Raw genomic sequence first — 22,978 nt, 5'->3', positions numbered from 1 at the left:
CCCGTGTTAATTGCCGCGGCGCTGTTGGCAGGCGTATTGGCAGATCGCCTCCTGGGTGAACCCAGGCGTTTCCATCCCCTGGTGGGGTTCGGCAACCTGGCCTCCGCCCTGGAGGCACGTTTGAATACTCACCCGGGCCAGAGAGGCTTGGCCCTGCTAAAAGGTGCTGTTGCCCTGGTGTTACTGGTAGTGCCCCTGGGGCTTGCCAGTGCACTGCTGTGGTGGTGGCTGGTGGCGCAAGTGCCGCTGCTTGCCCTGGCCTTTGGCGCGGTGGTGCTTTACGCCAGCCTGGGTTGGCGCAGCCTGGAGGAGCATGTGCGCGACGTGGACAGCGCCCTGGCCCAAAGCCTGCCCGCCGGGCGCGCTGCGGTGCAGCACATTGTCAGTCGCGACTGCGCGGCGATGGATGAGTCCCAGGTGGTGCGCGCCAGCCTGGAAACTCTGCTGGAAAACACCTCGGACGCGATTGTCGGCCCGCTCTTTTGGTTTACCCTGCTGGGCCCGGCAGGGGCACTGGTGTATCGCCTGAGCAATACCCTGGATGCCATGTGGGGCTATCGCTCGGCGCGCTTCAATTATTTTGGCCGCGCTGCCGCCCGCTGGGATGACCTGCTCAACCTGGTTCCTGCGCGCCTTACCGCCCTGGCCTTTGCCTTGGTGGGTGATACTGCGAGTGCCCTGGGCAGTTGGCGTCGCTTTGCCCGTCACTGGGCCAGCCCCAATGCCGGGCCGGTTATTTGCGCCGGCAGCGGTGCACTCAATATCAGCTTGGGCGGTGGGGCCTGTTACCAGGGCCAGTGGGAAACCAAGCCCGCGACCTGCGGCAGGCCTGCGACCCGCGCCGATATAGGTCGGGCCCTGGCCCTGGTCAGGCGCGCGGTGTTGCTGCTATTGGTGTCCTTCATTGTTGTTTCAGGCATCTTTGCCCTGGCAGATACCCTGTTGAATGGAGTTTCCTTATGACCCTGGACTTGCAGGCCTGCCAGGCGCCGCGCCATGGCGGCAACCTGGGGTACGCCCAGGCGCGCTTTGGCACGCCGCTCCTGCGCTGGCAGGACTTGTCCACCGGCATCAGCCCCTGGTCCTACCCGGTGCCGGAAGTACCCGCCGAGGTGTGGCAGCGCCTGCCCGGCGACCTGGCGCCGCTGCTCAATGCGGCCGCCAATTACTATGGTGTCGCCGCCGACAAGTTACTGGCATTGCCTGGCAGCCAGTATGCTATCCGACGCTTTGCACAGGGTTTGCCGCCGGGCCGGGTCGCTATTCCTAACCCCGGCTATCGTGCGCATGACCAGGCTTGGCGAGCGGTGGGCCACCAGTGTTATGAATATCAAACCCTGGTGCAGTTACAGGCCCTGGTCAGCACGGGGGTGGTAGACCATGCGGTGGTGATCAACCCCAATAACCCGACGACTGAAGCGATAGACCCGAATCAGTTAGCCGGTTTGCATGACCAGCTAAGTGGTTATTTGCTGATAGATGAGGCCTTTGTCGATTACCGCCGCTCGCTCAGCGCTACCCATTTACTGAAATACTGCCCGCGCCTGTTTATCCTGCGCTCCCTGGGTAAATTCTTCGGCTTGGCCGGTTTGCGCCTGGGGTTTTTGTTGGGTACGGGCAGTCCGCGCCAAGCCCTGGAAGATAAGCTGGATGATTGGGTGATCAATCATCCAGCCCTCTGGATTGGTACCCGCGCCCTAAAAGATTGCTGTTGGCACACTGCTCAGCGGGCGCGTATCACTGCCCATGCACAACAACTGGAACAGCAGTTGAACCAGGTATTGGGTAAGGGATTTGAGGTGTGCAGTGCCGGTTTATTTACCACCCTGACCGGTGCGCGCAAACCCCTGTACCAGTTGTATTGCTACCTGGCCAGGCAGGGTCTGTTCACCCGCTGGTGTTATGAAACCGGTGATGAGGAGCTGACAGGTGAGCCGGTGAATGCCGCCGCTGAAACCGTGCCCGCCTGGTTGCGTATCGGCCTGCCGCCTGATAATGGCGAGCGTTTAGGGCAGGCGCTGGTGAAACTGGTCGCGGCGCAAAAATAACCTGCATCATCGATTGCCGAGGAATTCCCCCGTGAGAACAACGCCAATGTCCTTTATCCGTCCGCTTAATATGCTGTGCCTGTTGAGTCTGGCTTTCAGTACGGCTGGCTACGCAGCGCCGATTGCGGATCGGCAACCCGAAGTCAGTCAGGATATTGTGGTCACGGATGCGCGCGGTAAAGTCATCCGCCTGTCAAAACCGGCGCAAACGATCATCGCCCTGGCGCCGCACATTGTCGAAAACGTCTACAGCGCCGGTGCGGGCGATAAGCTGATCGCCGCCGTGAATTACAGCAACTATCCCGCGGCTGCACTCAAGCTGCCGCAAGTCGGCGGATATAACGCGATTAATTACGAGGAAGTATTAGCGCGCAAACCGGACCTGGTGCTCGGCTGGATATCGGGCAATGGCCCGCAGGTCGCCGCACAATTGGAGCGCCTGGGGATGACGGTTTATGTCGATGAGCTGCGCACCCTGGATGATATTGCCGACGAAGTGATGACCATCGGCAAACTTGCCGGCACCGAGGCGATTGCCAACCAGCGCGCGCACCAATGGCAACAACAACTTAACCAGCTGCGTGAGCGATACAGCAACGCTAAAACCGTCAGTGTGTTTTACCAGGTGTGGAACAGTCCTCTGCAAACACTCAATGGCCAACACCTGGTGAGCGATGTGATGAAACTCTGTGGCGGTGAAAATATTTTTGCCGATGCGCTTTCCATCGCACCTAAAATTAATGAGGAATCCGTTATCAGTCGCAACCCGGATGCGATTATTGCCAGTGGCATGGGTGAAGAGCGCCCCGAGTGGCTGGATACCTGGAAGCAATACCCCAAATTAACAGCGGTGCAGCAACAGAATTTATTTTTTATCCCGCCGGATATTATCCAGCGCCACACCTTGCGTATTTTGGACGGTGCGCGCCTGATGTGTGAATACTTGCAAACAGCGCGCGAAAAATAATGGCGTCCAGCTTGATGCAGTGTCTATTTTCCAGAGAGTTTTTTTGCCATGAGTAACCCGGAAGACTCTGTCTTTACCCGCCGCTATGTACTTTTCCTGTGCGCCATCCTGTGCACGCTCTTATGGGGCAGCGCCTATCCCGCCATTAAAAGTGGTTATACCCTGTTGGGCATCGCGCGCGATGATATCCCCGCGCAAATGTTGTTTGCCGGTTACCGCTTTTTGCTGGCGGGATTATTGTTGCTGTTGCTCGCCAAATTAACGGGAAAATCCCTGGGTTTTTCCAGCATGGCACAGTTGCGCCAGACCAGTATCCTGGGGCTAACACAAACCATGCTCCAATATATTTTCTTCTATATTGGCCTGGCCCATGCCACCGGGGTCAAAGCCTCTATCCTCAATGCCACGGGCACTTTCTTCAGTGTGTTGCTTGCACACGTTATTTATCACAACGACCGCCTCAACCACCGTAAAGCCCTGGGCTGTATCTTTGGCTTTGCCGGCGTATTGGCAGTTAATTTTAATAACAGCCTGTTGGATGTTGAGGTTTCACTGTACGGTGAAGGTTTTATTGTGATTGCCGCGTTTATCCTGGCGGCAGCGTCTATTTATGGAAAGCATATTTCCCAGCAGATGGATGTGCTGTTGATGACAGCCTGGCAATTGGCTATTGGTGGGGTGGCATTGATGTTATTGGGGTGGGGCACCGGTGGTCACTTGGGGCATTTTGATTGGCAGTCGACACTCTTGTTGATTTACCTCGCCCTGCTGTCGTCGGCCGCCTTTGCCCTGTGGGGGACCTTGTTAAAATACAACCCGGTCGGCATGGTCACTATTTTTAATTTTCTGGTTCCCGTATTCGGTGTCTTATTGTCAGCCGTATTCCTGGGGGAAACCATGATGGAGTGGAAGTACCTGATGGCATTGCTGCTGGTGTGTGGCGGTATTTACCTGGTGACGCGCCTGCCGCAGAAATCCGGCGCGATTAATATCCATAACGCAAAAAATAATGATATTTAATAAATGAACATTCGTTTCAACGATGAAATAAGTCAAAAAAATTCTCATAATTATTACTTTTTTGGATTTTTACTTTAGCAATGTCGCGTTAAATTTTTTCTTTCCGTATTTAAAAACCCACAATATATTTACAAATAAAAATATTTTAGCAGGTGATTTTTTGGCGCTGATATAGCGATAGAAAATTTAAAAAAATAGGCCAGTAATGCACAGGCCAATAAACGTTTTTCCGTAAAAAAACCATTAAAAAATCCTGCTTTCAAGCAACATATCGCTATATCAATTGCGTGATGCTAGTGCTAATAAAAATATAATTATAGTTCAATTGACAATATGTTATTGCCGCTATAAATAAACCGCCTCGATGTTGTCAGGCTGTTTTTAACAATAACAGTGAAACCGCCAGGCACTCGATTAACCCCTGTCTGCAATTGACAGGATTGGCGTTTCAACAGCGGAGATGAATAATGAAACTTCCCACACTCGGCAAATGTGTTGTCAGGACACTCATGGGTGCCGTGGCACTGGGCGCAATATCGGTCAATGCCCAAACCCTGAGTTCAAATTCAACGGGTACCAATAACGGTTTTTACTACACCTTCTGGAAAGATTCCGGTGATGCGTCCATGACGTTATTGTCTGGCGGTCGTTACCAATCATCCTGGGGCAACTCCACCAATAACTGGGTGGGTGGTAAAGGCTGGAATCCTGGTAATAATTCGCGGGTTATCAGCTATTCCGGTTCTTACGGTGTTGATAGCAGCCAAAATTCCTACCTGGCGCTCTATGGCTGGACCCGGAGTCCGCTGATCGAATACTACGTGATTGAAAGTTACGGTTCCTACAACCCGGCCAGCTGCTCCGGCGGCACTGACTACGGCAGCTTCCAGAGTGATGGTGCCACCTATAACGTGCGTCGCTGCCAGCGCGTTAACCAACCCTCGATTGATGGTACCCAAACCTTCTACCAATACTTCAGTGTCAGGAATCCGAAAAAAGGGTTCGGCAACATCTCCGGTACCATTACCTTTGCCAACCACGTTAATTTCTGGGCGAGCAAGGGTTTGAATTTGGGTAACCACAATTATCAGGTACTGGCGACCGAGGGTTACCAAAGCCGTGGCAGTTCCGACATTACCGTTAGCGAAGGTACCAGTGGTGGTGGTACCAGCAGTGTCGGTGGCGCCAGTTCCAGTGTGAATTCAAGTACGGGCGGTGGCAGCAGCGGCGGTATTACCGTTCGCGCTCGCGGTGCAAACGGCAGCGAGCACATTAACCTCCGCGTAGGTGGTGCGGTGGTTGCCAACTGGACTTTGGGGACCAGCTTCCAGAATTACCTATACAGCGGTAATGCGTCGGGTGATATCCAGGTACAGTTCGATAACGATGCCAGTGGCCGCGACGTAGTCGTGGATTACATTATCGTGAATGGTGAAACCCGCCAGGCGGAAGACATGGAACACAACAGCGCGGTTTATGCCAATGGCCGTTGCGGTGGTGGCTCCTATTCGGAAAATATGCACTGTAACGGTGAGATAGGTTTTGGTTACACCTACGATTGCTTCAGTGGCAATTGCAGCGGTGGTAATGGTGGCAGTAACAGCAGTGCCGGTAATAGCAGCAGCGGCAATACCGGTGGTGGAGGTAGCAACTGTAGCGGTTATGTCGGCATCACCTTTGATGATGGCCCTAATTCCAACACCGCCACCCTGGTAAACCTGCTGCGGCAAAATAACCTGACACCGGTAACCTGGTTTAACCAGGGCAATAACGTTGCCAGCAATGCGCACCTGATGTCGCAACAGCTGAGTGTGGGAGAGGTGCACAACCACAGTTACACCCATCCGCACATGACCAGCTGGACCTACCAGCAGGTTTACGATGAATTGAACCGCACCAACCAGGCGATCCAGAATGCCGGTGCGCCCAAGCCGACGCTGTTCCGTCCACCCTATGGCGAACTCAATTCCACGATCCAACAGGCAGCCCAGGCGCTGGGTTTGCGTGTGGTGACCTGGGATGTGGACTCACAGGATTGGAACGGGGCCAGTGCAGCGGCGATTGCCAATGCGGCCAACCAATTGCAAAACGGCCAGGTCATCCTGATGCACGATGGCAGCTACACCAATACCAACAGTGCGATTGCACAAATAGCGACTAACTTGCGCGCCAAAGGCCTGTGCCCGGGCAGGATTGATCCAAACACCGGTCGTGCTGTTGCACCTTCAAGCTCCGGTGGCAGCAGCAGTGTCGCGCTCAGTAGCAGCAGTCGTAGCAGTAGCAGTGCGGGCGGTAATACCGGCGGCAATTGCCAATGCAATTGGTGGGGGACTTTCTATCCGCTTTGCCAAACCCAGACCAGTGGTTGGGGCTGGGAAAATTCGCGCAGCTGTATCAGTACCAGTACCTGTAACAGCCAGGGGACTGGCGGCGGCGGTGTCGTTTGTAATTGATCCGTTATCCATAAGGGGCATGTACTTGCCCCTTATGGATGGCCGTGAACCTGGAAATAACCGTCGTTTTTTCCCATGAAAAGCCGTTCAAATCCTGATGTTATTTAATCAGCTTATTTATAAAATTCCCGTTATATAGTTTTTATGACAATAAGCTTAAAGTTAAATTGACAATATTAAAATTTGGCGGTATACAAGTATCCATCGAGAAGACCACGCCGTTTTTTAACAATAACAGCAAAGCTGTATGGCGCTCGATAAACGCCTGTTTGCAACAAGCAGGAATCAGCCTTCCAACAGCCCTCTTCCTCTATTGGCTGTATTGGTTGAGAGGCGAAATCCCGGAGATTTTAATAATGAAAATATTTCAAAACACAAAAAATGTGATTGTTTCAATCGCATGGGCAGCGGCCTTGTGTACATCGGCAGTGAGCGCACAAACCCTAACCAGTAACTCAACCGGCACCAACAACGGTTTTTACTACACTTTCTGGAAAGATTCCGGTGATGCGTCCATGACGTTATTGTCTGGCGGTCGTTACCAATCATCCTGGAATAGCTCAACCAATAACTGGGTGGGCGGTAAAGGCTGGAATCCCGGTAGCAGTTCTCGCGTTATCAGCTATTCCGGTTACTACGGTGTTGATAGCAGCCAAAATTCCTACCTGGCACTCTATGGCTGGACCCGGAGTCCGCTGATCGAATACTACGTGATCGAAAGCTACGGTTCCTACAACCCGGCCAGCTGTTCCGGCGGCACTGACTACGGCAGCTTCCAGAGTGATGGTGCCACCTACAACGTGCGTCGCTGCCAGCGCGTTAACCAGCCGTCGATTGATGGTAACCAAACCTTTTACCAATACTTCAGTGTCAGGAATCCGAAAAAAGGGTTCGGTAATATCTCCGGCACCATCACCTTTGCCAACCACGCTAACTTTTGGGCCAGCAAAGGCTTGAATTTGGGTAACCACAATTATCAGGTACTGGCGACCGAGGGTTATCAAAGCCGTGGCAGTTCCGACATTACGGTAAGCCAGGGCGGCAGCAGTGGCGGTGGCAACAGCAGTTCCAGCTCCAGTGCCTCCGGTGGCGGTAGCAAAATCATTGTTGTCCGTGCGCGCGGTACCGCGGGTGGTGAAAGCATTACCCTGCGTGTGGGTAACACCAATGTGGCAACCTGGACCCTGACCACAACCATGACCAACTACACCGCAACGACCAGTGCCTCCGGTGGCTCTTTGGTGCAGTACACCAACGACTCCGGTAATCGCGATGTACAAGTGGATTACATCAGTGTCAATGGCAGCATTCGCCAATCGGAAGACCAAACCTACAACACCGGCGTTTACCAAAACGGCTCCTGTGGTGGCGGTAACGGCAGAAGTGAATGGCTGCATTGCAACGGCGCGATTGGTTACGGCGACATCTAATGGGTGTCAGCCAACATATCGGTTGGACGCTGTAACAAAAAAGGGGCGGATCATCTGCCCCTTTTTTATCGCTACCTGCAAGATTTCACGATCAAACAATAAAAATAATGAGAAACCAATGGAAGACGAGAGGTAAACGATGAATATCCTTGGCAATTCCAAAATATCCCTGCTATTAGCCGCCCTTCTGGGTGCAGGCATTAGTTACGGCCTATTCGGTGTGATGGTGGGTGACTCCGCGCACCAGCAAAAAATCCTGTCCCTGGAACACAAGGTTGCCGAACTGGAAGCCTTGTTAGCGCAACAGGCGCCGACACTGCATAGCAAACGCGTGTTGACAGGGAACCTGGTAGGACAGTCGCTCGCAAGCTCAACCAATTCGGCGATGGGTGCCGCGGGTAAAAACGATCTGTCGCCTACTGCATCGACAGAGGGTGAAGCTGATTCAGCCGCAGTCAACCATGAGCAAATATTAAAAGACCTGTTAACCCTGGCGTATGGTGACCCCCGCTCATTTGTTGAAAAAGTCCAGGAGTTCCTGGCGCAAAATCCCGGTAGGGAGAATATCGCTATTGCCAGCAAGGGCGTTTACGATTTGGCAGAAAATCGCGATAACCTGCCCGACTACGCCCTGGATACCCTCTATCACCAGCAGACCAATACAGACCTCAAGCGCGTCACTGCCCAGGTATTATCCATGCGCGGCGATAACCGCCTGCTGGAAAAACAAATCACCGACATGCAGGCAGGACTGCGCAGTGAAAATCCGGCGGATCGCCAAAAAGTCCTGGTGGAATTGGCCAAAACCCGTTACGTCAGTGCTGCCAATGCAGTTGTGCCACTGTTACAGGATGAAGACATTGGTGTAAAACTGGATGCCTTGCTTGCACTGCGCTCCACCGGTAACCAGACACACATAGGTTTTGTTGAAAGCCTGGTCAACCATCCGGATGCGTCCGTCAGTTGGCTGGCGAATGATGTGATTAATACCCTGCAAAACCTCAGTGACCGGGCGCGTACCCGGATTACCCAGGCGGATATTGCGGCTGAGCTGCCGCCGATTATGTAAAGTCGCGCAACGGATTGCCTTATCGGCATCAATCCTTTATGGTCAGCGCCGGAACTGACTTCAAGGATTTTTTTGATGCTTGCAACCAACTTTGTACTGGATGACTATCTTGCCCGCATAGGATTTACCGGCATTCCCTCGGTAAATCCTGAGTGCCTGGCGCAACTTATGCGCTGCCAATTATTTTCCATTCCCTTTGAAAATATTGATGTTAGGACACACCAGGCTGTGTCCCTGGTGCCGGAAGATCTGGTTAACAAACTGATTTATAAAAACCGCGGCGGTTATTGCTACGAGGTGAATGGCGTATTTGCCATGGCCCTGGATGCAATTGGATTCGACTACCGGATTTGCGGCGCAAGGCCGATGTTTTATCCCAGCCTGCGCCCCAAAACCCATGTGGTGATTATTGTCGAGATAGGCAGCGAGCGTTACCTGTGTGACCTGGGGTTCGGCAGTTTCGGGATTCGTGCGCCTATTGCCCTGAGCCAGTTGGATGGCATCCTGCAACAGGATGATGATCAATTCCGCCTGTCCCTGCTGGATGAAAATACCTACCTGCTCGAAGCGCGGGTAGAGCAGGCGTGGAAGCGCCAGTTTGCCTTTGATCTCTACCCCATGGCATGGATCGACATGGGCCTGCCGAATTATTTCAACTCCACCCATCCCGATACTATCTTTGTGCAGAAAACACTGGCGATTCGCTTTTCTGCACAGGGCAGATCCATCCTGGTCGATAACCAGTTAAAGCGCTACAGGCACGGCCAAGTGGAAATTACCCAGGTTCCATCCGATGAGATAGTCACTCTCTTGCAGGAGGAGTTTCATATCGATTGCCCGGCGGGATTTGTGGCGCCGGGCACTGCCGACTGACCGGTGGTTAACCACCGGTCAGCGGACGCATTAACGCGGGCTGTTCCAGGTCGCTGTCTTTCAAGCCGGTATTGAAACGATAGTTTTCCCACACCAGGAAGGTCTGCTTTTTATTTTGGTGGTTAACCATGTGCAGGTTGCTGGCGCGCCAGAATTTGTCTTCATAGAGCGTGTAATCGCTTGCAGTCAGGGTTTTAAGCAAAGCCTCTTTGCGATCGTAATAATCGATCTTGCGAATTTGCAGGTGCTCTTTATCCATCCACACAATCAATTTGCTGTACGCCGATTCGGGGTCATTGGGCGTGCGCTGGATAACATAGCTATCCAGTCCATCCACCACCTCGTCGTTCAAATAATGATAAGTGTATTTTTCGACTTCCTGTGAGGATAAATCCTCGAATGCAAATTCGCTGCCAAAAAATGGGCTGCGTTTATTTTTGCTCGATATTTTCTTAACGCGCTTGATAGACGGCAAATACAGCCATTGATCGTCGTTGGTTGTTTTTTTGGTGTGGGTTAAAAAGCCGGAGCCGCGAATATCTTTGGGAAAGGTAAAAATCGTGATGGTTTTATCGCCCTCCTCAACCCCTTCAAGGGTTTTGATATCCAGTTTGCGCAAACTCTCACCGCCTTGGGTGTTCACAATGCGCATGGTGAGTTCTGCACGGAAATCCACAAAGCCGCTGTTGCGCTTATCTGCCTCCTGCGAAATGGCCAGGCCTTTATCCGTGTCGGCGTTTGCCGTAATCGCTGTACCACAGCAGAGTAGCAGGATGCCGAGCATGGCTGCACTGCGGTTCAGGAATGTGTGAAGCGGGTTTTGACGGTTGTTGGTTAAACGAGACATAAACTAATAAATCCTCTTTTCCCTAGAAATAATAGGTAACAGAAAGTTGGAGAAAATCTTCATCGTTCAGGAGCGCCTGTTTGCCATAGGTGGCAGTATCCACAATCTGGGCGGGAATTCTGGTGACCGGGTCACGCGAATAGGATGGCCCGGTGGCAAATGTCCACAATTCCAGGCCGAGCGATAGATGATCGCTCAGGCGGTAACTGCCTTCACATTTCACAATGGTTTCATCGGCTTCCGCATCGCGAAAGACAGCAACCAACAGCGATGAAGAGGCTTCGTCATTAAATGACAGGCGCGCTGCCAGCATCCAATCGTTTTCCAACACACCGGCGGGGGCTTGCGCCTGGCGATCATCGTAAAGGTATTCCAGGTACCAGCTCAGGTCATAGCTGGTATCCATGATCTGCCCAAAGGTATATTCAACACCGGAAATGGATGCCCAGTAATGACCGCTATGGCTGGTCTGGTAAATCGCTTCGGCTTTTAACAGCCATTCACCCAGAATCCATTGTGCATCAAAACCTGTGTGTTCAATTTGGGCATAGAAGGGTTGCAGTACCAGGGGTTGTGATGGGTGGGTGTTATCGATGACCAGTTGTAAATCCGGTGCGCGGCTGGTGCCGTTGAAATAGGAAAGCCCGGTTGTCAAATCGCCCCATTGGTGGCTCCAGCGGCTGGCGAAATCCAGGTGATTATCACCGTCACCGGATTCGTAGGCATCGCGCCCCAGAACCGGTAGTGGCAGTGCCAGGCGGCTGCGGCTATTACTGAAATCGCGCGCCCTGAAGTGCGGAAGCAGTAAAAAATCCCAGGAGCCGAAAGTGTCATGGTGCCAGCTGGTGCGCGCCATCCATTGGCCCAATCGGTCTTTGCCATCCGGCGATGCTTGCAAATCGGTTTGGTTAACGATATTGACCAGGTTCTGCGATTCGGCAACGCCCCAGAATAGTTTGTCCATGCCCAAGGTCCATTCCCAGCCATCGCGAAATTGCGCGAGGTTTAACGCGGGAAAATCCACCCGATTGCGATCATCATCGGCAGTGGCGGCAGCCTGGCGAAATTGGCCATGCAAATTGATATAGAGGGGATAGTCACTATCGTTGAGGACAGACCAGTGGTTTTCAACTTCTAGGTTAAAGGCCCAGCGATCACCCGCATTTTCATAGAGGCCATCCCCGGGAAAATAACGCACTTCTGTCCCCAGGCTTATCTGCCACTCATCCGCCTGCACCAGTGATGCCATCAGCAGCGACAGTGCGCCGGACGCTAACAGCCCGCAGCGAATGAAGGGACGTTTGGTAAAGGTCATGCAAATCTCCTTATCCATTTTTAACAGCGGCCAGCGCAGGTTGTGCATTCATCCATCCGGTAATGGCGCGCACCCAGGAACGCGGCACCCAGCGAACACTCCAGGCCGCCAGTTGATTTAATAAACCCGGCACTATTACCACCCGCTTGCGCGACAGTTCACGCAAGGCAATGCGGCTGACGGCTTCGGGGGTCATCACAATGCCAAACAGCCCGCGTGCCAATTCGGTTTTATCAATGCCGGCTTTTTGATGGAAGCCTGTGCCTGTGGTGCCCGGACAAAGGACAGATACCTGTACACCATAGGGACGCATCTCCAGCGCCAGCGCTTCGGTAAAATGCAGCACATAGGCTTTGCTGGCGTAATAGTTGGCGAAATAGGGGCCGGGCTGGAAACCGGCAAGCGAGGCGACATTCAATAAGGTGCCGCGTTGTGCCTGGGCAAACCATTGGCAAAAAATTTGCGACAATTGTACCAAGCCTACCAGATTGACCTGCAACACCTGGTGTTCTGCCTCCCAGGTATTTTCGTGCAGGGCGCCACCAAAACCGATACCCGCACACAACACCGCCATTTCGATGTCGGTTGCAATGGTTTGCAATCGCTCAATTAATTGCTGGCGCTCCTGTGCATCGGCCAGATCGGCGCTCCAGAGGAGCGGATCAATGCGATAACGAGTGCGCAACTGATCGGCTGCGGCCGACAGTGCATCCGGATGGCGTGCAATCAATAAGGGGCGATAACCGTTTTCACACGCCCTGCAGGCCAGTTCAAAACCGATTCCGGCAGAACCCCCGGTAATGACAGCAATGGGCATCACCACAGAAGATGACATGGCTTAACCTCTCTCTGCTGACGTGTTCAGCCAGGGCTGGCGACCCAGTAATAACAGCCTCAGCCTGACCCACAGCACATGCAGCAGGAATTTGGGTGTGATTAATTGGCGCAGGCTGATCACCCGATTTAAAAACAGGTCCAGTACCCTGGCGATTTCCGGTGAGTCCACGGCCGCTGCAAACAGCAAACGCTCGGGTGGAAACACATAATTGAAATCGCGCCCCGAGGAATAATTGGAAATCATCCAGGTATGACCGCGCAGGCGGGTTTCATGAAGCTGGGTGTAACGCGCCAAGGCCTGACGCAAGTGTGTCGGTGATTGTGCCTTGAGTGCGGGCAGGGTTTCTTCAACCAGCCAATCGCCGCCCTGTATTGCCCAACCGATGCCGGTTCCGGCAAAGGGATCAATGCCCAGCAATGCATCGCCCACCAGGGCAACACCGGAGCGATCATGGTAGCGGCGCTGGGTGTGCATGTGCTTTCCCTTGGTTACCGGCGCGACCCGCTGGGCCATGTCCATGGCCGGGCCATCGGTTAATTGTTTGAAATAATCGTGAAATGCCTGCTCCGGGTTGTCCTTGAATTGCGCCATGTTGTCTTCGTGGATACCCAGGCACATCAGCGTGACACCGCCATCGGACGGGAAGCAGTAGGCGATGTCTTTTTTCCAAAACCAGAGCTGGGAAATCGCGCCGGACGTGAGTTGCAAATTTTCGTAATAGCTGACAAAAAACGTGCGTTTGTTTTCGGTGCTGTGTATGCGGATCGGCAAACCCTCGGCGACGGCGGAATTGCGGCCATCGGCGCCCACGGTGAGCTGTGCAGCAAGGCGCAGGGTGCGTTTTTGTTCGGCACTGTCAATCTCGGCGCCGATAATGTCCTGCTGTTCATTCTCGATTAATTTTACCAGGCGCCATCCCATATAGAGTTCGATATTGGGATGGTTCTGTGCGGCATCGCGCAGGATAGGGTCGAGGGTGGAGCGGCGGATAACATAACCGTGGTGCTGTGCATCGGCATCCACTTCCGGTTTGATCCAGCCGTAGCGCGTCCAAATGTGAATATCGTTGCGCACCGCACCCGCCGCTTTCAGGGTGTCGAGCACACCCATCTTTTGCAGTACCGGCGTTGCACAGCCCTGGATAAAGTGCGTGCAGACCGGCTTGAAGGAATCCATGGCGCGCTTGCGCTCAACCAGCGCCACCCGCAATCCCTCCTGGGCATAGCGCAGGGCGGTGGTGCAGCCGGCGGGGCCGGAGCCTATGACCAGCACATCAACCTGTGCATCAAAACCTGTCGTGAGTTGTGTTTCCATCATCTATTCTCCGCGAACCAATAATGACTGTCGGGATTTTTCCAGGCGCTGCGCCGCCCTGCGCTCGTTGAACACATAACTGATCAAGCCGCCCAGTACCCCCATGGATAAATCCGGTGCCTTGCCTTTGCCCAGGCGCCGCAATTGGTGGTAAAACCAACCCTGCTGGCCCTGGATATTGATCAGGCGGCATAAAAACAGCGGGCTTCTCGGGCCTATCCAATAGGGTTTGCGCGCGAGTTGCGCTTCCATGTTGGGCAAGGTCTGCAGGTCGCCGTTTAAGAGCGGCCTGGCGATCTGTGGATCGACCACAAACGGGCGCGCCAGGCCAATCATATCGACTGCACCGGAATTCAGGGCATCCTCCATGGCGGCGCGCGTGCGGAAACCGCCGGTCACCATCAGCGGCATACGCGCGTATTGGCGAATGACTTTGGCGTATTCGAGGAAGTAGGCTTCGCGTTTCAGGGTTTTGGCAACCGGGGTGTTGCGCTCGGCGGAATAACGATTATCCGCGGTCACTTTTTCGTAACCGATCATCTGCGGTTTTTCATAGGAGCCGCCCGTCACTTCGAGCAAATCCACACCTAATCCATTGAGCCACTTAACCACCTGGATACATTCTTCCAGTGAGAAGCCGCCGGCCTGGAAGTCGGCGGAATTTAATTTCACCGAAATCGGGAAATGGGGGCCGACCTGTGCCCGTACCGCTTCGATGCTGGTCAGCAGCAGGCGGGCGCGATTGGCCAGGTTGCCGCCCCATTGATCGGTGCGCTGGTTGATGAGCGGCGAGAGGAATTGACTGAGCAAAAAACCGTGGGCCGCGTGGATTTGGACCCCGGTAAAACCACTGGCTTTTGCCACCCAGGCGGCATCGGCAAAACGCTCCACCAGCGCCAGGATTTCACGGTGGCTATAGGCCCGGGTTTCACCGAATTGCCCGAGCAATTGCAGGTGCGAACGCGATGGGCCCTTGGGCGTGGGATTGACGTACCTGGGGGTCTGGCGACCGGCGTGGCCGATCTGCATCCAGCAGTGCCCGGCAGCCGGTTTCGCAGCGCGGGCCCAGGCACTGAGCTCGGGATAGAGATCGCGATTCACAATAGCGACATTACCGGGGCGCTCCAAATGCTGGCGATCAATCATCACATTGCCGGTGAGGCTCAAGCCCATACCCGCCGCTGCCCATTGGCGGTACAGGCGAGCGTGGGCAGGGGTAGCGCGATTACTGGCATCGGCCAGGCCTTCGGTCATGGCGGCCTTGGCGATGCGGTTGGGCAGTACCTGGCCACAGGGTAATTCCAGTGCATCGTGCAGGCACAGTTGGCGTGAAACCGGGGAAGTCATAAAGAAGTTTCCTGTTGGGCGAGGGGCATCCTGGCATGCGCTGTTGCACCGCCCTTGGTCAGTAAGGGATGGTGAACAGCGCTGGCGGTGTGTGTTGCGGCGGCGGGTTGATAAGCTGCTGTACCCTGGTTGACGCCGGGGAGCAGTACCTGCACCAGGTCCTGGAGCGATTGGGTGAAGTGGTGGATGAACAGGCCCGGCTCGATTGCCTCCTTGCAGGCGCCGTGCAGTTGCAGGTCCAGCGCTAAACCGCGCGCGCCTATCAGATAACCCACACCCAGCATATCGGGCTGGTGCACGATAGTGCTGAAACTTTCCAGGTAGGGACTGGTGCCGCCATTGGATACCATCATGTCGCGGTGCGCCAAAAAACCGATGCTGTGGCTCAAGCGTGACATCAAGCGGCGACGCCTGCGTTGGATGCGTACACAGCGCTGTTTATTGTCGGGAAATTCCGCACTGGCCAATGCCAGTAAATGTGCGAGCGCGCCCTCGCCTTTTTTTGACTGGCGAATCCTGGCGCGATGGCTGGCGATGGCGGCCAGCAGTTGTTCGCGTACCTGCACCGGGTCGCCCTTATCGAGGGACTGGATAACATCGACCGCCGCTGTCGACAGGGGCGATATAAAATCCAGGCGCCGGGGCGGCAAGTGCGCCAGGCTCACAGGTTCATAGACGCTAGGCACGCGTCCATTGGTGCGGAAAAAAGCCAGTGCCATGGCCAATTGAATGATGTTATCGACAGAAACTGCGCCATTCACCTGTTGGGTAATCGACGCAAAAAATTGTGCATCCAGCTCGGGAAACCAGTGGCGCTTGCGCACAAATTCGCTGGAGACCTGTTCGAGGTATTGATGTGCCTTGTCAAGTTGCGCCGCAGAGGGATGCACGACGCGGGTGGTCCACAGGTGCATATTGCTATTATCGGTGGGCGATAAAAATTCTATCCAGGTGTGGGGCGCCTGATCGCAATTGGCGGCAAGGGCTTCGCCCATGGAAATTGCATGCTGTCCATCGACCGCCGCATGTTCGAAAATCAAATAGGTTGAGACCGGATCAACAACAATCTGGATCGCCTTATCAAAAAAGCGGTTGGACAGTGACAGCGCCTGGTCCATATCCAGACAGAGAATGAAATCGGCAGAGCGCAGCACATTGAGCGCTTCGCTAAATTCGTGACACGCGCGCGCGGCGTGCAACAGTTCATACCAATCCTGCCGCGCGAGGGCACTGGCTTCACCCAGGCTCAGGGTGGCGGTGTCGTAAGTCGCCCGCTGTTTTGATATCAGCGACCACTGCTGGAGCTTGTCTGCCGAGGCAGGCAAGGTATGGGGTAATACCAGCATCTGGCCATTGACCAACAGCACGCCGTAGCCTGCAGCTGGCGGTTCCACCAGGTTGTCACACTCGGGTTCAGCCACACGGTAGGTGCGACAAGAGCGCGCAAAGGTGTCATCGGTAATCACCATTTTTTGCACACTGGCCAATACCTGTGCGGCCCGCTCAAACAGGGTTTTTTGCTCATCGGTGTACAGGTGCACCTGATAGGCATTGAAAAAGGCCAGGCTTTCCCGACATTCGAGATAGGTGCGCTGGATACTTTCGGCAAACCAATCGCAAGGGCCCTCTGCCTGCAAGCGAAGCAGTTTTTTCTGTACCGGCACATTGGCCAGTTTTAACAACCCCAGGGCCAGGCGTGAGCGCCATGCCTGCCAGCGGGTGCGATAAGGCAGCAGATCAGCCAGCAGCGAGCGAAAGGTATTATCCAGCGAGGGAATGGGCCCGCGCATCTGCGCGGGCGTCGGGCTGATATCCTCCTTGAGTGTCATCATGATCTAGTCCTTTACGTCGGCGACAGCTGCCTGTGCGCTGGGGATTTCAAGCTTGCTGGTCCAGAAGGTGCGCAGCAGCATAGGCACCAGGAACAGTACCCAGACAGCACAGAGCACCATAGCGCCGGCCACAAACATGCCCAGGTAGGCCAGGGGTGAGTAACTGGACAGGGACAGCACCAGGAAGCCGGCAGCCAGTGACAGCGAATTGATGACCACCGGTGCGCCCATATCAGTCAGCGCATCGCTGATAGCGGTTTCCAGATCCTTGCCCTGGGTGTGGTAATGGTTTTTAAACTGGGTGAAAAAGTGGATCGAGTAATCGACACCGATACCAAAAACCAGGGCGGCGATTAAGCCCGTGCCTATATCCAGGTGGATATCCATCACCGCCATAAAGGCAAACAGTGAGACCAGCGTCAAGGCCAATGGGATCACCCCGATAAAGCCCAGCAACAGCGAACGGGTGGCAAGAACCATGGCGGCAAAGATAAATATCACACCCACCACCAGGCTGTTCATCTGGCTGCTGATTACTTCATCCAGGTTGGCTTTTTGGATATTGCCTACACCGCTGAAGTGGTAGCTGATACCGGCAGGTAATACCGATTTGATGTAGGCATCGCTCTCGCGGATGATTTTTTTCCATTCACTTGCCTGGTCGGTATGCCCCAACAATGCAATGCGTGCGTGGCTGTAGGTATCGTCCAGCACATTGCGGATTTCCTGTCCGTTGCTGGTTTCATAGAGCAGATAGTATTGGGCAATTTGATCCGAACTCAGGTTCCTGGGCAGTGCATATTCGGGTGCTTCTGTCAGTACCTGGTGGATTCGCTTCAGGTAATCCACCGGTGAGCTTGCATAGCCCAGGGTTGGGTATTGCTCCAGTAAGTGCTGTTCAATCTTGTCGAGTGCGCGGATGACATCAACCTGGGTAAAAGCCCCCTGGGTGCTGGCATGGAATGAAATGTTCAACGGGCTGGTGCCGCCGAGGTGCTGGTTCAAAACGGCATCGTCAATTCTCAGGCGGGTGTCCTTATCAAAGGACGAGGTGTTGTGCTGGTCGAAGCGAATCTGCGAGCTCAAATAACCCACCAGCGCCGAAAACACCAACACACACACCAGCAGCAGGCTGTGTTTTTGTTGTGAAAAATGGTTGATACGCTGGATCAGTGCAGTAATCGCATCAGCAATGAGACTGGATTTAGCGGTATTGTGGTTATTGCCCTGCTGTGACTTTTCGGTCAGCTGCAATAAGGCGGGCAGGAGTACGATGGTCAGGACAAACGCAAAAAACACACCGGCAATCATCACTATGCCGAACTCTTTAACCAGCACCAGTTCGGTAATGGTCAGGGAGTAAAAACCGATCATGGTTGTCAGTGATGTGAGGAACAGGGCGGAAAATAATTTCTTCAGGCTCTCCTGGATCGCGCTTTGTTTATCGTGTTGCTTTAATTTCTGGTAATACATACTCAGGTAGTGGATAGAGTCGCACACCGCAATGGAGATCAGGAAAACCGGCAGCGCGGTGGTGACCACATTTTGTTTGATGCCGAGCATGGACATAAAACCCATCGCCCACACAACACTCAGTATGGCAATCAGCAGTGGAATCCAGATACCCTGGAAGCGACGGAAGCTGATGTAGAGGATGAATGCAATAATCAGGATGACCAGCGGGAAAAAGATACCGTTATCGCGCTCCAGCACGTGAACTATCTCAGCGTTAACGACCGGCGTTCCACCGAAGTGAATCGCATCGCGGGTATCTTGTGCATCGATAATATCCAGAACCGCCTGGTGTGCTTTAACCAGGTTGGGCGAATCGTAATCGGGAACATTAAATTCGATCTGGATATTGGCCGCCCTGTGATCGTCGGACACCAGGATATGGTGATACAGGGTATTCTCTGCCACCTTGCGTTTAAGGCCCTGGAAAAATTCCGCGTTATTGGCAATGTCATCGACCAGGGGGCCGACGTCGAGCGAGCCCGCATCGCCCTGCAGGTTTTCAATTTGGGTCAGGCTTCTGACTTTATGCACGGGCTTGACGCGAATGATCAGGTCTTCAACCAGCTTATGGGATTTTTCGGATAGGCCGGAATCAAGCAATTGCTGCAGGCTGACCAGGTCGGATACCTGGATGCCGTTTTCCAGAATGCGCGCCACCTGTTTTTGTTGTGCCTCTGTTGTCGCAACCGACTCCAGGTGGGCTGCATCATCGTCCTGCAGCAGGGACAGGTTTTCAAAGGCATGGCTGAGTTTATCGATGGTGGTCAGCGTATTCAGGTTATAAATATCCTGGCCCTGCGCCACCACCAGCACAAAGGCCTGTTCTTTGGTGCTGGTGAACAGGCTGCGTACTACCGCCTCCTCGCGCCTTTCCGGATGATCGCCATCCATAAAATACGGCGTGGAGTCCACTTTTAATTCGGACAGTTTGAAACCGAAAAAAGCCGTGGTTAAGAGCGTGAATAACAAGAGTATCCAGGGTTTGTTGACGGAAAAGCTGACGTAGCGATCCAGTAGCCTGGCACCTAGCGATTCCGACGATTGCACAGAGTTGCCTTTCATATAACCTCCTGATTATTGAAACAGTAAATGGGTGTTGCAGCGCTGGCGCGTGCGCTTAATCCGGTAATGCATCATTTGCCCACAACCTGTGTCTGATGCGGCGCGCCACCAGCGCTGCCACCTTTGAACAGGTCCCAGCGGTCTGCCAGCGACAGGGTTGATATATAAGCTGCCAGCGATGGTGCCAACAGCGCTCCGGGCGGCATGAGCGGTGCACTGGCGCGGTGCCAGGGCATAGAGGTCATGGGCTCGTTGTTTATCCAGGCCTGTGCAATGTGTTTGCCATTGGCCAGCGATAGGGCCAGGCCATGGCCGCACCAGGCACCGGCAAGAAAAATGCGCGGATCAGCGGTAGCGCCGAGGATGGGTAAATTATCAATGGTAAAACCCATGGTGCCGCGCCACAGGGTTTCAATGGGCACGTCTGCCAGTGTGGGAAATACATCAAGCAATTCACGGTGTAATACCTGGCCGGCGCACTTATCGGTGTGATGCTCAAAGCGTCCGTTACTGTTAGCAGGATTGAGCACCGGTTTACCGCCACCAAACACAAGGCGGTTATCCGGTGTTAAACGGAAAAAATTAAAAATCCGGCGCGTATCGATAAAGGCACAGTGGCTGTTAATGCCCAGGCTGGCCAGCTCGGTATTGGTTAGCGGCTGGGTGCGCAGTAAATGGGTGGAGATGGGAAACACCCGGTTTTTTAAAATACCCATGGCGGGCATAAAGCCATTGGCGGCAATAAACAGGTTTTTAGCACAGAGCGATGCCTTAGGGGTTTTTATCATCAACTGCTGGGTGTGGCTCTGGATATGGGTAACCGGCGTGTGTTCGAATACCTGGACACCCATGGCAATTAATTGGTGTTTTAAGGCCTGGGCCAGTGCCAGGGGATTAACCGTGGCCGATTGTGCATATTCCAAGCCATAGCGATAGCGATCTGTGCGAATATGGTGTTGCAATTCGCGCTTTTCCAATCCGCGGATTGCAAAGCCTGCACGTTGCAGGGCGCTCACTTCGCGCGCCAGTTTTTCCTGGTGAGCTTCTGTGATGGCGACTTTGATCTGCTTGCCGACCACCAAATCACAGGGTAAGGGTTCTGCCTGAATCCAATCGATGGCAATGCGCACGGCCGATTCGGTGTGGGCAAACATCGCCTGTGCCATGTCGGGGCCGAATTTCTTTTCCATGCGATCATAGGTGCCCCAAATACCGGGGCCGATCATGCCGGAATTGCGCCCGCTGGCGCCCGACCCTATTTCTGCCGCCTCTACCAGTGCAATACCTTCTGCACCTTTGAGTTTGGCAAGGTGATAGGCAATGGATAATCCGGTAAAGCCACCGCCCACCACCACCACATCAAACACCTGATCCCTATTTAAGGCAGTGATGGTGTCGCTGGCTGGCCCTGTCTGCCAGGGTGATTGTTCACACATAAGGTTTCCTTCTTCCGCTATCCCATGGAGGACGTGTATTAAATGGAGCGGGTGATTTTCATCAGCCGGTACAAATGGCCCAGTTTAAAACCGCCATAAAAACCCACGTATTCCGCTGTTTCTGCCAAGGGTTGCCATTTCTTCTTATAGGCGACCTGATTGATGGCCGGGTATACCGCCTGGCCATACTTCTCCAGGAAATTCAGCAGGCGCGATAAAAACCGGCTTCTGGAGGCATACTTATCCAGCTCCGGTTTGATTCCGCAGAAAGGGGTCAAACCAAAATTCAAATAATTCACCTGCTCGGTTTTAAATCTGTCGATAGCGGTGATATTGATTAACTCCATCACCCCTGGCGGCACTTCTTTTTGGCGACGACTCAGGTCGTGCATCCAACCCCCCAGGTCGCCGTGTGAGGGTACATAGCTGACAAAGCCAATTAACTGGTCGTCAAGAAACGCACCGAAAAGGCGGCGGTAGTGTTCCGTCTCCGGGGCCATTTCGCCCACCATAAATTCCAGCAGGGGTTTATTGCCTTTGGTGGCCAGCCAGGATTGGGTAATCGCATCCAGTTCGCCGCGCAGCTTGTCGGTCCAGGGAATATCCTTGCCCAACTCATGCACCTTAACGCCAGCCTTTTGTGCGCGTTTGATTTTGTTGCGCATACTGACAAAAGGTGTACCCGCTGTGGTAAAGCGATGCAAATCCAGGGTGTAGGACAGCCCCATTTGATTAATGGAGAATCCGTATTTTTCGTAAAGTGCGATCTGGTCAGCGCGAATCTGTACACAGCAGAGCGCTTTTTTTTCGCGGGTTGTTTTTTCGATAAAGGCCTGCAATAGGGTTGCGCGATCCTGTTCGGCTGCAATAACCCCGCAAATCTGGAAAATACATTTCTGGTCATCGCGATAGGGAATAAAACCCTCGATACCCGGCAGGCTAAAATGCGAGGTTGCCTGGTTGGTTGCCAGGAACGATGACGGGTGGTTGGCATAGCGGTTCAGGTAGGCAACCACTTGATCCAGGGGCAATGGGTTTACCGCAGGCTGCGCTGCGCTGGTTACCCGTGTGGCCGGACTATCAGGCTTATCGCCTGTGGCGACGTAGTGGGGTTTTTTCTGCTCGAACAAGCGTACAAATTCGGTAAATTCCTGGTCGGGTTTACCCTCGTAATTGATCTTGATGGATTTAAAACTGTTGCCAAAAATCGCCCTGTCGCCAAATAAATGAATGGGAATGGCCAGCAGTGCCCATTCGATGCCTACAAATACGGCCCACAAAAGCGCAACAGCACCGGCGGTGACATAATTGTGGGTGAAGTTATAAAGATAATAGAAAAAAGGCGGTACCTTGCCATTGTTCAGGCGGTACACAATAGCGCCGGGTACATAGCCGATCAGGTCTATGTACCAGAATAAAATCAGGAAAGGTATCCAGCGAATCTCATCCCAATGGTAAAACAAGGCTGCCAAACTGATCAGCAACAACATTGAATATTCCAGGCGCCACAGTAAAAAGGTCGATCGCGTTTCAAAACGGTTGACGGCATCCATGATAGTTACCCTATTTTCAGTCAAGGTTAGGTTCACCACCCTGCCCCGGAAAATCGCCG

Annotated in this window: 17 protein-coding genes and 1 pseudogene; 9 read left to right on the top strand and 9 right to left on the bottom strand. The window is 53.7% G+C overall.

The window, feature by feature from the left end:
* Nucleotides 1-3 precede the first annotated feature (3 nt).
* The 9 genes and pseudogenes from cbiB to CJA_RS18125 all read left to right on the top strand — a co-directional run bounded on the left by cbiB (nucleotide 4) and on the right by CJA_RS18125 (nucleotide 9,860).
* Nucleotides 4-963: an adenosylcobinamide-phosphate synthase CbiB gene (gene cbiB / locus CJA_RS18160; RefSeq protein WP_012489339.1), complete on the top strand. Its 960-nt coding sequence runs from the start codon at nucleotides 4-6 to the stop codon at nucleotides 961-963.
* The gene (locus CJA_RS18155) at nucleotides 960-2,048 is read left to right on the top strand and encodes a threonine-phosphate decarboxylase (protein ID WP_012489338.1); all 1,089 of its coding nucleotides are present in this window, start codon (nucleotides 960-962) and stop codon (nucleotides 2,046-2,048) included. Before cbiB ends, CJA_RS18155 begins: the two co-directional genes overlap by 4 nt.
* 31 nt (nucleotides 2,049-2,079) lie before the next feature.
* Nucleotides 2,080-3,015 (top strand): cobalamin-binding protein, encoded by a 936-nt coding sequence (locus CJA_RS18150; RefSeq protein ID WP_012489337.1) that lies wholly within the window; start codon nucleotides 2,080-2,082, stop codon nucleotides 3,013-3,015.
* 48 nt (nucleotides 3,016-3,063) lie between these two features.
* Nucleotides 3,064-4,035 carry a DMT family transporter gene (locus CJA_RS18145; RefSeq protein WP_012489336.1) on the top strand — a complete coding sequence of 324 codons (972 nt, stop codon included), beginning with the start codon at nucleotides 3,064-3,066 and terminating at the stop codon, nucleotides 4,033-4,035.
* A 467-nt stretch (nucleotides 4,036-4,502) separates the two neighbouring features.
* Complete coding sequence (locus CJA_RS18140; RefSeq protein WP_012489333.1) at nucleotides 4,503-6,488, top strand: glycoside hydrolase family 11 protein; 1,986 nt, start codon at nucleotides 4,503-4,505, stop codon at nucleotides 6,486-6,488.
* Between the two features lie 247 nt (nucleotides 6,489-6,735).
* Complete coding sequence (locus CJA_RS19835) at nucleotides 6,736-6,942, top strand: hypothetical protein (protein ID WP_238526796.1); 207 nt, start codon at nucleotides 6,736-6,738, stop codon at nucleotides 6,940-6,942.
* Nucleotides 6,845-7,912 (top strand): annotated as a pseudogene (locus tag CJA_RS18135) (glycoside hydrolase family 11 protein); the annotation flags it as partial. The gene CJA_RS19835 and the pseudogene CJA_RS18135, both read left to right, overlap by 98 nt.
* 145 nt (nucleotides 7,913-8,057) lie before the next feature.
* On the top strand, nucleotides 8,058-8,987 hold the full coding sequence (locus CJA_RS18130; protein ID WP_012489331.1) for a HEAT repeat domain-containing protein: 930 nt from the start codon (nucleotides 8,058-8,060) through the stop codon (nucleotides 8,985-8,987).
* A gap of 75 nt (nucleotides 8,988-9,062) precedes the next feature.
* Nucleotides 9,063-9,860 carry an arylamine N-acetyltransferase family protein gene (locus tag CJA_RS18125; RefSeq protein WP_012489330.1) on the top strand — a complete coding sequence of 266 codons (798 nt, stop codon included), beginning with the start codon at nucleotides 9,063-9,065 and terminating at the stop codon, nucleotides 9,858-9,860.
* Nucleotides 9,861-9,867: 7 nt separating this feature from the next.
* Here the strand turns inward: CJA_RS18125 and CJA_RS18120 are convergent, their stop codons facing one another.
* The 9 genes from CJA_RS18120 to CJA_RS18080 form a co-directional block, all read right to left on the bottom strand.
* On the bottom strand, nucleotides 9,868-10,707 hold the full coding sequence (locus CJA_RS18120; protein WP_012489329.1) for an outer membrane lipoprotein-sorting protein: 840 nt from the start codon (nucleotides 10,705-10,707) through the stop codon (nucleotides 9,868-9,870).
* 22 nt (nucleotides 10,708-10,729) lie between these two features.
* Nucleotides 10,730-12,022 (bottom strand): hypothetical protein, encoded by a 1,293-nt coding sequence (locus CJA_RS18885; RefSeq protein ID WP_012489328.1) that lies wholly within the window; start codon nucleotides 12,020-12,022, stop codon nucleotides 10,730-10,732.
* Nucleotides 12,023-12,032: 10 nt separating this feature from the next.
* On the bottom strand, nucleotides 12,033-12,857 hold the full coding sequence (locus CJA_RS18110; RefSeq protein WP_012489327.1) for an SDR family NAD(P)-dependent oxidoreductase: 825 nt from the start codon (nucleotides 12,855-12,857) through the stop codon (nucleotides 12,033-12,035).
* A gap of 3 nt (nucleotides 12,858-12,860) precedes the next feature.
* Nucleotides 12,861-14,177, bottom strand: a complete 1,317-nt coding sequence (locus CJA_RS18105) for an FAD-dependent oxidoreductase (protein WP_012489326.1) — start codon at nucleotides 14,175-14,177, stop codon at nucleotides 12,861-12,863.
* Nucleotides 14,178-15,521, bottom strand: coding sequence for an NADH:flavin oxidoreductase/NADH oxidase family protein (locus CJA_RS18100; protein ID WP_012489325.1), 1,344 nt, complete (start codon nucleotides 15,519-15,521; stop codon nucleotides 14,178-14,180). It abuts the gene before it with no gap.
* Complete coding sequence (locus tag CJA_RS18095) at nucleotides 15,518-17,353, bottom strand: choline/carnitine O-acyltransferase (RefSeq protein ID WP_041551809.1); 1,836 nt, start codon at nucleotides 17,351-17,353, stop codon at nucleotides 15,518-15,520. The genes CJA_RS18100 and CJA_RS18095 overlap by 4 nt, the downstream gene beginning before the upstream one ends.
* Before the next feature lie 3 nt (nucleotides 17,354-17,356).
* A complete protein-coding gene (locus tag CJA_RS18090) occupies nucleotides 17,357-19,930 on the bottom strand; it encodes an efflux RND transporter permease subunit (RefSeq protein ID WP_012489323.1) in 2,574 nt (857 codons plus the stop codon).
* 71 nt (nucleotides 19,931-20,001) lie between these two features.
* Nucleotides 20,002-21,366 carry an NAD(P)/FAD-dependent oxidoreductase gene (locus CJA_RS18085; RefSeq protein WP_012489322.1) on the bottom strand — a complete coding sequence of 455 codons (1,365 nt, stop codon included), beginning with the start codon at nucleotides 21,364-21,366 and terminating at the stop codon, nucleotides 20,002-20,004.
* Between the two features lie 38 nt (nucleotides 21,367-21,404).
* The gene (locus CJA_RS18080) at nucleotides 21,405-22,919 is read right to left on the bottom strand and encodes a bifunctional lysylphosphatidylglycerol flippase/synthetase MprF (RefSeq protein ID WP_012489321.1); all 1,515 of its coding nucleotides are present in this window, start codon (nucleotides 22,917-22,919) and stop codon (nucleotides 21,405-21,407) included.
* Nucleotides 22,920-22,978 lie beyond the last annotated feature (59 nt).

Origin of the sequence: Cellvibrio japonicus Ueda107 (assembly GCF_000019225.1) — a bacterium.
Classification (GTDB): Bacteria; Pseudomonadota; Gammaproteobacteria; order Pseudomonadales; family Cellvibrionaceae; genus Cellvibrio; species Cellvibrio japonicus.
The sequence above is the reverse complement of the archived record's forward strand: the minus strand, read 5'-3'. Positions and strand labels throughout refer to the sequence as shown.

Excerpts from the sequence above, each read along its gene's own strand:
- CJA_RS18885 (WP_012489328.1), bottom strand. The coding sequence starts at position 12,022 with ATGACCTTTACCAAACGTCCCTTCATTCGCTGCGGGCTGTTAGCGTCC.
- CJA_RS18100 (WP_012489325.1), bottom strand. The coding sequence starts at position 15,521 with ATGACTTCCCCGGTTTCACGCCAACTGTGCCTGCACGATGCACTGGAA.
- CJA_RS18155 (WP_012489338.1), top strand. The coding sequence starts at position 960 with ATGACCCTGGACTTGCAGGCCTGCCAGGCGCCGCGCCATGGCGGCAAC.
- CJA_RS18130 (WP_012489331.1), top strand. The coding sequence starts at position 8,058 with ATGAATATCCTTGGCAATTCCAAAATATCCCTGCTATTAGCCGCCCTT.
- CJA_RS18085 (WP_012489322.1), bottom strand. The coding sequence starts at position 21,366 with ATGTGTGAACAATCACCCTGGCAGACAGGGCCAGCCAGCGACACCATC.
- CJA_RS18105 (WP_012489326.1), bottom strand. The coding sequence starts at position 14,177 with ATGATGGAAACACAACTCACGACAGGTTTTGATGCACAGGTTGATGTG.
- CJA_RS18110 (WP_012489327.1), bottom strand. The coding sequence starts at position 12,857 with ATGTCATCTTCTGTGGTGATGCCCATTGCTGTCATTACCGGGGGTTCT.
- CJA_RS18120 (WP_012489329.1), bottom strand. The coding sequence starts at position 10,707 with ATGTCTCGTTTAACCAACAACCGTCAAAACCCGCTTCACACATTCCTG.
- CJA_RS18090 (WP_012489323.1), bottom strand. The coding sequence starts at position 19,930 with ATGAAAGGCAACTCTGTGCAATCGTCGGAATCGCTAGGTGCCAGGCTA.
- CJA_RS18080 (WP_012489321.1), bottom strand. The coding sequence starts at position 22,919 with ATGGATGCCGTCAACCGTTTTGAAACGCGATCGACCTTTTTACTGTGG.
- CJA_RS18145 (WP_012489336.1), top strand. The coding sequence starts at position 3,064 with ATGAGTAACCCGGAAGACTCTGTCTTTACCCGCCGCTATGTACTTTTC.
- CJA_RS18125 (WP_012489330.1), top strand. The coding sequence starts at position 9,063 with ATGCTTGCAACCAACTTTGTACTGGATGACTATCTTGCCCGCATAGGA.
- CJA_RS19835 (WP_238526796.1), top strand. The coding sequence starts at position 6,736 with ATGGCGCTCGATAAACGCCTGTTTGCAACAAGCAGGAATCAGCCTTCC.
- CJA_RS18140 (WP_012489333.1), top strand. The coding sequence starts at position 4,503 with ATGAAACTTCCCACACTCGGCAAATGTGTTGTCAGGACACTCATGGGT.
- CJA_RS18095 (WP_041551809.1), bottom strand. The coding sequence starts at position 17,353 with ATGATGACACTCAAGGAGGATATCAGCCCGACGCCCGCGCAGATGCGC.